At 64.9% G+C, this 14,025-nt stretch carries 13 protein-coding genes; 6 read left to right on the top strand and 7 right to left on the bottom strand.

The genetic code is table 11. The features are described 5' to 3' along the window. Positions 1 to 291: 291 nt before the first annotated feature. The 4 genes from ABZ293_RS23450 to ABZ293_RS23435 all read right to left on the bottom strand — a co-directional run bounded on the left by ABZ293_RS23450 (position 292) and on the right by ABZ293_RS23435 (position 3,550). Entirely contained in the window at positions 292 to 855 is a 564-nt protein-coding gene (locus tag ABZ293_RS23450; RefSeq protein ID WP_355183790.1) for a hypothetical protein, read from the bottom strand. Positions 856 to 984: 129 nt separating this feature from the next. Continuing rightward, on the bottom strand, positions 985 to 1,329 hold the full coding sequence (locus ABZ293_RS23445; protein WP_355183788.1) for a hypothetical protein: 345 nt from the start codon (positions 1,327 to 1,329) through the stop codon (positions 985 to 987). Next, a complete protein-coding gene (locus ABZ293_RS23440; protein WP_355183786.1) occupies positions 1,326 to 1,682 on the bottom strand; it encodes a hypothetical protein in 357 nt (118 codons plus the stop codon). The genes ABZ293_RS23445 and ABZ293_RS23440 overlap by 4 nt, the downstream gene beginning before the upstream one ends. 239 nt (positions 1,683 to 1,921) lie before the next feature. Next, positions 1,922 to 3,550, bottom strand: a complete 1,629-nt coding sequence (locus tag ABZ293_RS23435; protein ID WP_355183784.1) for a helix-turn-helix domain-containing protein — start codon at positions 3,548 to 3,550, stop codon at positions 1,922 to 1,924. A 380-nt stretch (positions 3,551 to 3,930) separates the two neighbouring features. Here ABZ293_RS23435 and ABZ293_RS23430 point away from each other — a divergent pair, with 380 nt between their 5' ends. Further along, positions 3,931 to 5,310 (top strand): hypothetical protein, encoded by a 1,380-nt coding sequence (locus ABZ293_RS23430; RefSeq protein ID WP_355183782.1) that lies wholly within the window; start codon positions 3,931 to 3,933, stop codon positions 5,308 to 5,310. Positions 5,311 to 5,686: 376 nt separating this feature from the next. On the opposite strand, the gene ABZ293_RS23425 is transcribed toward ABZ293_RS23430, so the two are convergent. Further along, on the bottom strand, positions 5,687 to 6,160 hold the full coding sequence (locus ABZ293_RS23425; RefSeq protein ID WP_355183780.1) for a carboxymuconolactone decarboxylase family protein: 474 nt from the start codon (positions 6,158 to 6,160) through the stop codon (positions 5,687 to 5,689). Between the two features lie 416 nt (positions 6,161 to 6,576). On the opposite strand from ABZ293_RS23425, the gene ABZ293_RS23420 reads away from it, so the two are divergent. Further along, entirely contained in the window at positions 6,577 to 7,467 is an 891-nt protein-coding gene (locus tag ABZ293_RS23420) for an RNA polymerase sigma-70 factor (protein WP_355183778.1), read from the top strand. Positions 7,468 to 7,769: 302 nt separating this feature from the next. Continuing rightward, positions 7,770 to 9,401 carry a hypothetical protein gene (locus tag ABZ293_RS23415; RefSeq protein WP_355183776.1) on the top strand — a complete coding sequence of 544 codons (1,632 nt, stop codon included), beginning with the start codon at positions 7,770 to 7,772 and terminating at the stop codon, positions 9,399 to 9,401. Here the strand turns inward: ABZ293_RS23415 and ABZ293_RS23410 are convergent. Then, entirely contained in the window at positions 9,392 to 10,066 is a 675-nt protein-coding gene (locus ABZ293_RS23410) for a response regulator transcription factor (RefSeq protein WP_355183774.1), read from the bottom strand. The genes ABZ293_RS23415 and ABZ293_RS23410 overlap by 10 nt on opposite strands. A gap of 56 nt (positions 10,067 to 10,122) precedes the next feature. Next, entirely contained in the window at positions 10,123 to 11,439 is a 1,317-nt protein-coding gene (locus ABZ293_RS23405; protein ID WP_354952764.1) for an MFS transporter, read from the bottom strand. 381 nt (positions 11,440 to 11,820) lie between these two features. Between ABZ293_RS23405 and ABZ293_RS23400 the strand changes: the two genes are divergently transcribed. From ABZ293_RS23400 to ABZ293_RS23390, 3 genes are all read left to right on the top strand, one after another. Next, positions 11,821 to 13,077, top strand: a complete 1,257-nt coding sequence (locus tag ABZ293_RS23400) for a hypothetical protein (RefSeq protein WP_355183772.1) — start codon at positions 11,821 to 11,823, stop codon at positions 13,075 to 13,077. 24 nt (positions 13,078 to 13,101) lie between these two features. Then, positions 13,102 to 13,422 (top strand): hypothetical protein, encoded by a 321-nt coding sequence (locus tag ABZ293_RS23395; RefSeq protein ID WP_355183771.1) that lies wholly within the window; start codon positions 13,102 to 13,104, stop codon positions 13,420 to 13,422. A gap of 61 nt (positions 13,423 to 13,483) precedes the next feature. Further along, a complete protein-coding gene (locus ABZ293_RS23390; RefSeq protein WP_355183769.1) occupies positions 13,484 to 14,005 on the top strand; it encodes a YbaB/EbfC family nucleoid-associated protein in 522 nt (173 codons plus the stop codon). Positions 14,006 to 14,025 lie beyond the last annotated feature (20 nt).

The following is a 14,025-nucleotide window of genomic DNA, read 5'->3' as shown; positions in this document are numbered from 1 at the left end:
CCCACGTGCACCGGTCGAACATGGGGTGCTCGCCCGGATTCGCTGGTGGTGGGCAATACTCTCGGCGTGGGCGAAGCTGGCCCGGCTATAGCCGGGTATCCCTGCTAACTGCACTCGCGTCGGGCCAGCGGAGCTCACGCACACTTTCGACACCCTCATATGCCGACGCTCGGCACGACACGCCGGGCCGAAACCAGAAGATTTGCGCGAGAGCTGATTTTGCGCGGAAGTCGAACTCTCTCCGTCCGCAACGTCGTCGATCCTCTCCCGCGCCTTACCCCGAATCCGTGGCTATATCGCGATGTGGCCGGGGGGAGTCGCGTCCTGCCCGAGTTCCACTCGACGTGTCTCGAGGTCGGGATGGCGAAGAAGCTTGTGAACCAGTCCGGCAGGCCCGCCGACGCAGATCCAGTCGTCGTCGAACAACCGCGACACCAGCCAGCAGCGGTCGGTCGGAAAAATCAAGTCGGGCAGGCTACGGCGTTGACGCCAAGTCAGCTTGCGCCAGCTGAGCGCCTGCTCCGGCCCCGCCTCGACCAGCACGTAGTGCCAATTGGCATACAAGATCACCCGGGGAGCTTCGGGAAAGACGACGTCGTCGACGCCGTTATCGAGGTATCCCAACCACCAACGCTCGTTCGCCGACTCAACGCGCAGGACCGACACCAGCGCTCGATCCAGCGCTTCCCACGCCACGTCGTCGTCCTCCGGCACCACGATCGTGGCGTAGCTGTCGAAGACCGGCGGGATCGCGGAGACGATGGTCAGGCCGACCGACGTACCGTCCGCGATCCACGCGCTCTCCGTGTCGGTTCCAATTCGCCAGGAACCGCCGTCCGAGGTGGTGACATCCACCCACCGATCATCGCCGGCTCCACGCGGAAGCGCCAACGAATTCGAGGTGGACAGAACGACATTGGGGGTACGGGAATTCCCGTACCCCCAATTGAGGACCAATTGGTCCCTCGACTGTGGCCTCTAGGGCTACGGTTGAACTTCTTGCGAACCCGGAGAGCCCCAGCCTGCCGCCGACATTTGCTCGAATAGTTCGGTGAGCTGCTCGAGGGTTGGCGTAACGAACTGCTGCGGGGCAATGTCGTTGTCGAACGCGTTGGCGTGGTCGTGGGCGTCGAGCGGGTCGATATAGGTTACGGCCGCGACGAGCGCTTCGGGAACATCGGACTCGGACAGGCTGCCGACGTCGAGCATGAACGGCTCACCAGGTGTTCCGTCTTCGCCGACCGCTGCCCATGTTCCATCGTCGTATTGGACCCAGCCAGCAGGCCGGTCTTCGTCCGCGTCGTCGGTGCTGTCGAGCGAGGGCGTCATCGGGTGACCCCTGGGCCGGGGACCGCGCGCCCGGCGTCAACCAGCGTCCAGAACGCCGAATACTTCGCCGGGCACAGGTCGGTGCCGCACTTGCGATGCCGCTGCATCTCGGCGTGCGCCTGCTCCGGGGTGTACGGCTCGGCTGGTGCGCGATGCGACGGCTCGAGTTCCCACGAGTCGGTGCGCAGCGAACCTTGCGCCGCAACGCGTTCGAGGATGTCGGCGGCCGAGATCGCGCCATCGGGAACCGAATCGTCGCGGTCGATCAGCCAGGGCAAGAAGAAGAACAATAGCCAGCCGAGCAGGAAGACGGCTGCGATGGTGAGAAGGGTGGCGATGAGTTCCGCGGTCATGTGGTGCCGCCTCGGTGTGGTGTCCGGTGGGTTGAGGCACCGGACGCCAGACTTCACACTTCCCGGTGGTCAGGGCGGAAGACCGGGCAGCTACGAAGCGGCGTCGGGTGCCAACCTGAGGGTCACACCGTGCGGTCCGCGATTCCTATGGCACTTCTGGAACGGGTCGCCTCAAAGTGTCATTGATGGGATGACTTGCGACGCAGCAACATTCGTCCCAATTGGATCAATGTTCGACCTCAGTATTCGAGCTGAATCCCGTTCGCCAACTCCCGCATTTCCGGCGTCAACGTGCGCCTTTTGGCCACGATCTTGCCAAGGATGTCACGCGAATACCGTTGCTGTACGAGCCATTCCGGCGCTATCCGCTGCACACGCCGCATCTCGTCCAAGGCATCGCCGTAATGACCGAGTTGGGTGTGTGCGTTGGCCACGTCCAGCCGATGCCGGAGCCTGCTCGCACCGGTGGGCTCGATAGCTGGAATCGGAACCTGACCGGCAATCGCCAAGGTCTTCTCAGGCTCTCCCGCGATCACGAACGACTCCGCACTGATGTATGCGACCTCCAACGGGCCGAACGTACGACCCAACAGCCGCTCGGCGTAGATGTCGCGCCCGATGCGATACGCCGCTGCTCGAGCCATCGACAAGGCGTCTTCGACTTCGCCCGGCTGGTTGTCGCGCACCGCAGCGTTCGCGATCTTCAACCACAGGCGGCCCCATATCGCGACCGTCTGCAAGCTGGCGCGCGAGAACCGGGGCTCGATATCGTCGGCCCACTTGATCGCCATCGAGCGGGCGTCGTCGAGACGGCCCTGACGCAGCAGCGCCCACAGCATCGTATCGATGACCGTCGCGGCTTCGATGGCGTTCTCGGCGGCGTCGATAGCGCGGCTCAGCACCATGTCGGCGGCATCGAACTGGCGAGTCTGGGCGAGCAGTGACGCGGTCAAGTTCAGGACCCGGAACCGTATTGCCCGCGCGTCCCCGAGGCTGTCGACATCACGCAGCAGGGACGGCAGTAGCGCGGTCACCTCGCGATACCGGTCCGCGCTGATCATCGCTTGGACGCCGTCGAGAACGGCTTGGACGCCCGCAGCGGTTGCGGGCTCGTCGGGTTGCGGAGCCTTGCCGAACAAGGCGGGGAAAACCGCTTCCCATTGCGTCGAGGTGTCGATATCAGGCACCTGATAGTCCGGCACCTCCTGAAGCTGCGAGGTACGGATGTTCATCGCGACCGCGAACATGCGCAGCGTCTCGAGGCGGGGCTCGTACTCCCCCTGCTCAATCTTCCGGATCTGCGACAGGGAGACACCGGACGCGGCCGCCAGGTCCCGCTGTGTCATCGCTGCCCGTTTCCGGGCATTCTTCAGCCGCTCGGCACCGACCACACTCATAGCCCCCACGCTACGACCGATCGGTAAATGCAGACAGGGCATTGACGTAACTGTTGCGCCAGTAGACCCGACGAGCCCTCCCTGCGGCTTTCCGGGGGTACGCCGGTTCACGTACCCCCGGACAGCCCGGAGCCGGTCTAGCTTGCCGTTCCGCTGCCCAGGCCAGTCACTGTGCACATCGCGGCGGGTCGAATCGCACCGATGGTCAACCTCTCCGTTCACGACGGAGCTAGTGATGTGTTTCGCGAATCCCGGTGCATTGCTTGACATTACGAACATGTTCTGCCGAATGAACACGCGGGCAGCAAGGTCGGAATTGCCCATGAGCATCGTCCCGAGCGGCATTGTCGGGGAATCGACGACCTTCAGCTCCCACAACATACCGACACCGGTCTGTGCGGGCGGCCCCACGATGTAGTCACCCAAGGAGTTCCTGAGCAGTCGCACGTTGCCCAGATCGATCGGGTTCATCACCAGAAAGTCCGGCTCACAATATGCGGTGCTGGTATGCAATGCCACCATTGCCGCTGCAAAGCATCCAGAGTGAATCGTTGTTTCGGGCAACGTCGATCGGGGGGCGCTCTCCGCCAACGGCACTCACCGGACGGCATCACTCGGGACCCGACTCGCACGTCCCGCAGCTTGCGTCAGTTCAGGTAAGGCCTGAACCTCCCATGCGGTTCAGTTGGCTCCTCTAAACCAGGATCATGCGGACTTTTCGAACAAAGCCGAAGCACCGACGACCTCGAAGCGGATATCCTCTTGTTCAGGGGGCAAGGCACCGGCGACACCAGGTGCCGTTCTTCGCGCAAAGTTCCACTGGTCGACCACCGACAGAACGGAATCGAGCCATGTCCAAAACACATCCGATCGTAGAGGCTACCCAGCAGACTGACGGCAAGGGCGACGCCGGTATCGCGGAGTTGATCGAGCAGGGCGTTCCACGGGAGGAGGTGGAGCCGGGGTACACGGTGAGCGAGACGGAGGCGCAGAAAATCGCGGCCGAGCGGCTCGCGGAGGCGCGGCGTCTGGAGGATGAGCAGATCGCTGAGCTGCCGCGGGCGAGCCAGGAACAGATCCGAGACGCACAGCGTGAAATGGCCGCCAAGGGGATCGAAGTCCATTTCAACACGAAGTGGTGGGGGTTCGAGATGGTCCTCAACAAGGAAGGGGCCCTTGCGGCTGCCCATCTCACCCAGTACATCGGCACGGCCTTGCAGCAGTTCCCGAAGCTGAAACCGTTCGCGCCACTGATCGACGCAGCCTGCAAGCTCAAGGCCAACTGGATCAAGGCGGTGGGCGAGACCTACGGATGCCGGCTGGTCTCCCCGTGGATCGCTCCGGGCATGCTCATCCCGATCTCCCTGGCACCCAAGGACGACACCAGCTTGTGGTGGACCGTTTACGAGACCGCAGAAGGCTGGAACCAGGACGAGAAGTTCGCCGCCCACAAATCCAAGTCCAACCCCGCCCTGGCCGCGTTGAACGGGAAACTGTACTGCGTGCACCGCGGCGACAACAACGAAAAGCTTTGGTGGACCGCCTACGACCCCGATACCGGCTGGTCGGACGACACAGAGTTCCGCGCCCATACCAGTGGGGCCGGCCCAGCCCTCGCCGCCTACAACGGAAAGCTGCACTGCGTGCACCGGGGTGGTGGCAGCCAAACCGAACTGTGGTGGACCACCTTCGACGGCACCAGGTGGAGCGACGATGTCCAGATCGGTGGCAGGACCAGTCACGGTCCGGGCCTGGCCGTCTACGACGGCAAACTGTTCTGCGCCTACAAGGGCTACAACAACAACCAGCTGTACTGGCGAACCCTTACCGGCAACAGCTGGGGCAGCGAAGGCTCCATACCCGGCAAGACCAACTCCAACCCCGCGCTGGCCGTCTACAAGAACACCCTGTATGCCATGTATACCGCCTACAACTCGTCGGATCTGTACCTGAACAGCTTCAGCGGTGGCAGGTGGCACGGCGACAGCAAGCTGCGCGCCCACAAGAGCACCGAAGGCCCAGCTCTGGCCGTCTACGACAACCACCTGTACTGCGCGCACCGCGGCGCCACCAACGACAAGCAACTGTGGTGGACCCGATTCAACGGCAACGACTGGAGCGACGACACTCGCTTCGGCGCTCACTCCAGCGCCCAGGGCCCAGCACTCATCGCCTACCGCGACAAGAACGGCACGCAAGACCAACTGCTGTGCATCCACCGCGGCTACTAGCAGAACGCGGGGGACCCACGCCACCGAGGCTGTGAGGCCGCTCGCACGCACGCTGGACGGGGCTCGTGGGCGCTGTTGCTCCCGCAACAGCGCCTACACCACGTCCAGCCGCCGCTCGTCTCGTCTGTCGGTCCCAGCATCCGAACATCCTGTAGGGGCCGGAAAGTCATGGCATCTCACGAGGCTGTGACCTACGGCTTCAGATCTGGTCTCACGCCTCCACCACCACCTCTAGTCTCAAAACAGTGGCATTTCTTCATCATTCGATACCGCCGGGGCGCAGTGCAGAACGTCCTGACCTGCGAAGTCTCACTCACACCGTAACCACCAGCCGCAGTCTCAAATCCCTGACCACGATTTCTCCGCCTGGGGCCGGTTATGCGGATTGGGTGGGCTGGTAGTTGCCGCCGCGCTGGCGGTTGATGACAGCGAAGCGGTTAGTGGCGTTGATGAGGGCGATGAACGCCACCAGCGCGGCGAGCTGGTCCTCGTCGTAGTGCTCGGCGGCGTTGCCCCAGGCCGCGTCGGTGACACCGCCGCCATCGGCGATGCGGGTGCCCTGCTCGGTCAGTTCCAGGGCGGCGCGCTCGGCGTCAGTGAACACCGTGGACTCTCGCCACACTGCGACCAGGTTGATGCGTGTGGCGCTCTCCCCTGCTCGGGCGGCGTTCTTGGTGTGGACGTCGGTGGCGTAGCCGTCGCCGTTGATCTGGCTGGCGCGGATCATCACCAGGTTCTGAGTCACGGTCGACAGCGTCGACTCGCCGATGAGCACCGGGGCCGCGGCCCCGTAGTGCCCCAGCGCCTTGGCGACGACCGGGCTGGCGAAGAGGTTCAAACGAGTATCCATGGTGCATTCCTTGCTGTAGTAATTGGTCGAACGTGGGCTGTTGAAGGGGAAGGGTGCATGGGTCGGCGGGTCGCCACGCCGGGGTAATCCCCATATCCGGATCGAATGATCCTGGGCCTGAGTGGGATTCGGTTGCTGACCAGTTCGTCAGGCGTACATGCCGGGCTCATAGGAGCCGCCCTGCCGGCGCACGATCACCCCGAGCCGGTGGTTCGTTGGTGAACTGGGGGAAACGGGGTTCCATGATGTTGTCCTCAACTCGTGGTGTCGGGTTGAACGATCACAAGATGCCGACGCCCAGATCCCCGTGACAGCGCGACGCTGTGACCTATCCCACCGATCTCAGGTGTCACAAACCGGACGCGACCGGCATCGTGTGCGCATCAGTGTCAAGCGAGCAGACGGGACCACCGCTGATGAGCACGTCCACCGATGACGCCACCGCCGCTTTCGTCGTCCACCGCAACCTACTGTTCACTGTCGCCTACGAAATGCTCGGTTCGGCCGCCGATGCCGAAGACGTATTGCAGGAGACCTGGATTAAATGGGTGGGCGTCGACCTCGACACTGTGCAGGACCAACGCGCCTATCTGGTACGGATCACCACCCGCCAAGCGCTCATGCGGCTGCGCACGCTCGGCCGCCGCAAGGAGTCCTACGTGGGTCCCTGGCTGCCCGAACCACTGCTGACCGCCCCCGACGTCGCCGAGGATGTGGAGTTGGCCGAGAACGTGTCGATGGCGATGCTGCTGGTACTCGAGACCCTCGCGCCCACCGAGCGGGCGGTGTTCGTGCTGCGCGAGGTGTTCGACCTGGGATACGACGAGATCGCCGAAGCCGTCGACAAGACCCCTGCCGCGGTCCGCCAAATCACCCACCGCGCAAGGGCACACGTCGCCGCGCGCCGCCCGCGCGGGGTGGTGTCTCCTGCCGAGACCCGAGACGTGATCGAGGCATTCCAGCACGCGATCGAAACCGGCGACGTGCAGGGCTTGCTCGACCGGCTCGCACCGGATGTCGTGTTCCTGGGCGACGGTGGCGGCATAAAACAGGCCGCACCGCAACCCATCACGGGCGCCGGACTGGTGGCCGACCTACTCGCGGTCAGCCTGCCCAGGATCGGCCGCGAGATGACTGCCGAACCGGCGCAGATCAACGGCTACCCGGCGCTGGTCCTTCGCCTTGCCGGCGAGATCGATACCGTCATTGCGGTACGTGTTGACGACGGCCTCATCACCGGACTCTACTCGGTCCGCAACCCAGACAAGCTCTCGCGCATGGAGCAGGAGACCACGCTGCGCCGCTGAATCCGAAGACTCCCTCGGCGACTTCCCCGGCCTCGTCGAGCGCGCCGATCAATGGCCCGAGAACCCCACCAGACCGGCGCTGGTCGTCACGCCCGGCGAGTCGTACGCGTTTGTCGGCGGTGCGTCGGCGGGCGAATTCGACCGCGCCGCATTTGCTTCCAAAGCTCTACCTTCAGGATCGGTTAAGCCCCGGGCTTTCCGGAATCGCGTGTCGCGGCGCTGTGCCAGGATAGGAACGGTAATTGCTCGGGCACTGTGCGATCCACGGCGCGCGGTGCGCAGATGAGGGAGATTGCGGCGACGTGACCACACCTGACGGCGAGGCCCCCGACAACCGGGCGAACGACAACCAGGCGAACGAGCCGAACCTCGAGCAGGCCGTACCCGACGCTTCCGGCGACGCGGAATTCATGGCCGAGTTCATGAAGGCCTTCGAAGCCACCGACAACGACCGCACGGAAGACACCCCCGGCGAAGACGACCCCGGCGACGAGGACGCCCCCGATATCGGCTTCACCCTCGACGAACCCCCGGTCGACGTGGCCGAACAGGCCAAACAACTCATCCACCGCATCGCCCGCGCACTCGCCTCCGGTGGCCCGCAGGGCTGGCGCCGCCTCGACGCCATCTTCGTCATAACGACCGCCGCCGAATTCGCGCTGGTCACCTTCGCCGACGACGAGCAGCGCGAGGCCCGTGCCCAGCCCGCTCCCGAGGTGCTCACACTGGTTCGGGAACAGCGGCACCTCGCGGCCCAACTGAGCGACGGCCCCTGGTGGCGGCTGCTGATCAACTTGGCGAGCACCGGCGAGATCGAGGTCGACTACGACTACGGCGACGAGCCCTTCCCGGACGACCACCTGTTCCCGCCCGAGGTCTACGCCGCGGATCTGCAGGCGTATCCACGCCAAACTCTGCCGGTATGGCTGGCGGCGTATGTCGGCCACGCTGACCGGCAGTCGCGCCCGGCGCTCATCGCGGCCGTCCAGGCGCGCGCGGACCGGGAAGCTGGTGTGCGGCCGGTGCTGTCGGAGCAGGACTTTCCGGCCTTCCCGGTGATGTCGGCCCGCTGGGCGGTCATCGCGGCCGCCTTCGTCGCCGCCGGATCTCAGTGGGGGCCAAGGGTTTTGCCTGCACTCGGCTGGTTCGAAGGGGCCAAACGCAGCGGGTCGACGCTGTATGCGTTGCCGGGCGGTCGCGCCGTACTGTCCGGTGGCGTGTGGAACGCGCCCGAACTCGATGCCGTCTACAACGCCGGTGCGCCGATGCCGCGGCTGTACGCCGGTGCGCCGGAGTGGATCGCCAATCCGGTGCTGAATCCCCGTGCGGCCAGCGGGCTGTTGTCGTTCTGCTATTGGTGGGACGGCGGCAGGTGGTATCGCGGTGACTCGCCGTCCGCGGTGGCGCTCAGCGATGCGGTGCCCGGCATCTGGACCTCCGATACCGTGGCCGGTGTGGTCGCCGGATTGGTGGCCGACGAGCCGACCGATGGGCAGCGCGCGGCGGTGGCCAACCTGGTGTCGGCCGCGGAAATCGGCGTTGTCACCCGCGATACGCTCGTCGAGGTCTTCGGCGACGATGGCACCTTCGATATCGATAGCGCCCTCTACCAGCTCACGCTGGCCGGTGTGACGATCACACTGCCGCAGCCGATTTCGCGGGACGCCGCGATGGTGCAGGTCCGGCAGTACATTTTGGACCAGAATATGGATACCACCGGCTATCCGCTGGAGAATCTGCGCGCGGACCGGATCAGTGTCGGCTGGATGGTGTACGTGCCGACCGAACCCGGTGAGATCTCGATCGGCCGGGCGATCTTCTATGTCGCCGATGACGGTGTGCTGGAACAGTCTTCGTCATCGGTCGCGCCGTCGGTCTATGCCGCCGAGTTCGAGCAGCGCTTCCAGCAGCGGCACGGATCCGTTCAGGCCTGAGGGCCACCATCGGTGCTCCAGCGATAGCCGAAGCCACGGATGGTGGTGATCAGACCGGGGCGATCGAGTTTCGCGCGCAGCCCCGCCATGTGCACATCCAACGCACGCGATACCGAGGCCGACGAATCGCCCCAGATGCGGTCCATCAGCTCTTGGCGGCTCACGGCGGTGTCCGGTCGCTCCGCCAGGATCCGGACCAGCTGGAACTCCTTGTGGGTGAGCATGATCGGCACACCGGCCACTTCGACCTGCCGGGCCATCAGGTCGACTCGCACATCCTGGGAAACGACCGCCTCGACGGGGGAGGTGTGGATGACGACGCGCCGGGTGACCGTCTCCAGTCGCGCGACCAGCTCCGCGATGCGCGGCGGTTTCACCAGATAGTCGTCCGCACCGGAGCGCAGCGCGAGCACAATGGTGCGCTCCCCGGCCCGTGCGGTGAGGATCAACACCGGCACCGAGCTGACCTCGCGCAGTCGTCGCAAAACCTCCAGACCGTCCATATCGGGCAGTCCGAGATCGAGGATCACCGCGTCGTAATCACGGTGTGTGCGCAGTAGGTCCGCGCCGCGGCGCTTGCGGTCGACGACGTAACCGCGGGCGGTGAGCGCGGCTTGTAGCGCGTCGCCCACCCCGTCATCGTCTTCCACCAGCACAAGCCGCACGCGCCGATCCTTGCAAAGCGAAGGTTCGGCGCGCAGGCGTTTGCGCATTGCCATCCTCAATGGACGGTCACCTCGGCGCCGGTCTCGGCCTCGGCCTCGATCGCGGAGTTCTTCGAGGTCTCGCGCATGAAGTAGTAGATCGTCAGCGAGATCGCGATACAGGCCGCGACGTACCAGAAATACAGCGATTCGTGATCGGCCTTCTTCAATGCGAGCGCGATGGTTTCCGCGGTGCCGCCGAAGATCGCCACGGTCAGCGCATAGGGCAGGCCGACGCCGAGCGCCCGGATCCGGGTCGGGAAGAGTTCGGCCTTCACGATCGCATTGATCGAGGTGTAGCCGGTGATGATCACCAGGGCCAGCATCATCAGTCCGAATGCGCCGATCGGATTGCGGGTGTGCGCGAGCACGGTCATGATCGGCACGGTCAGCAAGGTTCCGGCAATGCCGAAGAAGATCAGCAGCTTGCGCCGTCCGATGCGGTCGGACAGTGCTCCGGCCAGCGGCTGCAGCACCACGAAGACCAACAGTGCGATGAAGTTGATCCAGGCTGCGGTCGGCTTGGAGATATGCGCGGTATTGATCATGAATTTCTGCATGTAGGTCGTGTAGGTGTAGAACGCGACGGTGCCGCCGAGGGTGAGCCCGCAAACGATCAGACATTCGCGCGGATACTGCGCGAGCACGCGCAGCGAGCCGCGGGCCGAGCGATCGGATTCGGCCCGGAACTGTTCGGATTCGTCCATGCTGCGCCGCAGCCACATGATCAGCAGGGCACCGCCCGCGCCGATCAGGAAGGGAATGCGCCAGCCCCAGTTGTTCATCTGCGCGTCGCTGAGAATGTGCTGCAGCACGATCTGCACGCCGAGTGCGACCAGCTGACCCGCGACCAGCGTGACGTACTGGAAGCTCGAATAGAACCCGCGCTTACCCGGCGATGCCACTTCGGACAGATACGTTGCGCTGGTGGCGTATTCACCGCCGAGGGACAGCCCCTGCAACAGCCGCGCCAGCACCAGCAGCACCGGGGCGGCCAGGCCGATCGTCTGATAGCCGGGCGTGCACGCGATCAGCAGCGAACCCGCGGCCATCACCGTCACCGAGAGGGTCAGTGCCGCACGGCGTCCGAAGCGGTCGGCGTAGCGGCCCAGCATCCAGCCGCCGATCGGACGCATCAGGAAGCCGACCGCGAAGACGGCCGCCGAGTTGAGTAGCTGTGCGGTGGAATCGCCCTTGGGGAAGAAACTGTGTGCGAAGTACACGCTGAACGCGGCGTAGACATACCAGTCGTACCACTCGGCGAGATTGCCGAGCGAGCCACGCAGCACGTTGGCGATGACCCTGCGCTCGCCCACGGGTTGTGTCGTAGTCATTGTGAATCTCCTTCTGGCGCCGCACTTACCGGCGTAGTAATGGCGACTGTGAGCGCAGTCACAGCGCATTGCCAGGGGTCGGCCGATGTTCTAACGGTCCCTTAGGAAAAAACTTCGATCGGATTTCGACGCCGGATAATTCGACCGCCGAGGCGGCAGATGCCCTGGTCGGAGGCCGGTTCGAATTCTTAACAATCCCTTTAGCTAGTCGTCGGCGGTATCGGGATACGACTGCCGATCCGCGTGCCACCATCGGAAATAGGACCGGTGGCGACTAGTGCCGAACGCCCGAAACAGGCGATCCGAATCGGTTGTGGTGTAACAGGGACGAGAGCAGTGAAGCAAACAGCGCGTAGCGATTCCGTGGGGGGTGATGGTCGGATGACGAGTGGGCGCAACGGACAGATCGGCGTCGCGGACACCGTCGTCGTCGACCCGGCCGAGACCTTGATCTCGCACATCGCCGACGAGTTGGCCGAACTGGGCCCACCCGGCTGGCGGCGGTTGGATGCGGTCTTCGCACTGACCGTGACCGTCGAATCGGCGCGCGTCGAATTCGCCGGTCCGCTGCGCGTGACACGCCTCGAAGTGCCGGAGCCGGTGCTGGCACTCGTGCGCCGGTACCGCACCGAGCTCGCCGAATCCGGTGCCGAGCCGTGGTGGCGACTGCTGTTGTGGGCCAACGCATCCGGTGATATCGGGGTCGACTACGACTACGGCGATGAGCCGTTCCCCGCCGATCAGCTCTTCCGTCCCGAGGCCTATCGCGCCGATGTGGCGGCCCATCCGCGTCCGCGCCTACCGGTCTGGCTCGCGGCCTATATGGGGCACGCCGAGCGGCAGTGCCGCCGTCCGCGCCGGGCCGCCGCGGCGGTTATCGCCGACCGCGCCCGCGGGGTCACGGCCCGGCCGGTGGACCCGGAGCTTCCGCGGTTTCCGCAGCTGTGGGCCAGGTGGGCGATGATTTCGGCGGCACACGTCGCCGTATCGTCCGACCGCGGTCCGCGCATGGTGGCCACGAACGGCTGGTTCGAGAGCGCGGGCACCGGCAGCAGCGGCTCCACGCTGTACACCGTGCCGGGCGGCCGCGCCGTGCTGTCGGGCGGCGTATGGAACGCACCGGCCTTGAACGCGGCGTACAACGGCGGCGTCGATCTGCCGAATCTCTATGCGGGGGCGCCGGATTGGGTGACGAACGCGGTGCTGAGCCCGCGCGCGGCGGTCGGCCTGCTGTCGTTCTGCTTCTGGTGGGACGGCCACCGCTGGTGCTGCGGGGAATCACCGTCGGTGCAGCAGTGCGGTGCGGCGATGCCGGAGATCTGGAACACCCACACCGCGATCGAGGCGGTGGCCCGGTTGCTGTCGGCGGATCCGGGCCCCAGGCCGCGAACCGCGGTGGCGCGCTTGCTGACTGCCGTCGAACGCGGCGAGATCACCCGCGAATTGGTGGTCGACACCTTCGGAGACGATGCCGATATCGATGCCGCCATGCGTCAGCTGACGGCGGCCGGAGCGGTGGTGTCGCGGCCGAATCATGTTCGTGCCGTTGGGCGTCGGCCGGAGCCGGTCGCCGACGGTATGCCGGGACTTCATATTTTGGACGGCAGACGTCCATGCAGTGATCGAATTGCGCTATAGCACAGGTTCGGAGGAGGGTTCGAGATGAGTGAGGGCTTCCGGGCGACCCCGTCCGGGTTGAACAAACCGTCGGCGGATCTCGCCGAAGTCGCCGTCAAGATCCAGACGATCGTCTCGCGGCTGGATGCGGTGAATACGTCGAACTGGGGCAGTTGGGGGACCAACGGTCGCGGCCCGAATTTCGCCACCGGAGAAAACGGCTACGAGTCGTCGCACGACAATCTGATCGGCGTATTGAAGGCACAAATCGAGACACTGCAGAACTATTCGCAGGGCGTGACCGACAGCGGCGTGCTGCTGACCGATACCGATCATGCGGGCCACGACGACTTCGAGAACATCTGACGCCGACGGCGCGAAGTCCGAACTGGGGTAGTCGGGTACCGGGGTGAGCTAGGAGGATTCGATGGCTGACGACATTTCGATCGGGCAATTTACCGATCTGATGGAGATGATGCGGATGGGCGTCGAATCCATTGCGCGAGCTCAGGAGAAGCAGGCTCTGCTCACCGCGACCGGCTATGCGGCGGGCAAACGAGTCGCCGTGGTGGTCAATGCCAATAATGTGGTCATCCAGACTCGCTTCACCGATGACGTATCGGATTTGAGTTACGCCGAGTTGGCCGCCGCCATTACCACGGCCGGACAGGACGCCGCGGCCCAGATCCAACGGCGCACGAGCGAGATGGTCGATGAAATGCGCGCCCAGACCGCGCGACTACCGAAGCTATCCGAGTTCGTCCCCGGACTACCCGATCTGCGCGAGATGCTGCCCGCCCGGCCCGAAGTATCGAGCGCGCCGCCCTCCGCACGCCGTAGCGCGGAAGCCACAGATGCCGACCCGCCCATGGTGTTCACCGATGTGACACCGTGGGACCATGCACGTTCCCCCCAGAGACAGTCGGGTGTGTCCGAGTCGGGCTGGTGAGCTCGATATAGGGGGCGTTA

Source organism: Nocardia sp. NPDC005998 (assembly GCF_040614395.1).
Lineage (GTDB): Bacteria > Actinomycetota > Actinomycetes > Mycobacteriales > Mycobacteriaceae > Nocardia.
This window is presented reverse-complemented; position numbering and strand designations above follow the sequence as displayed.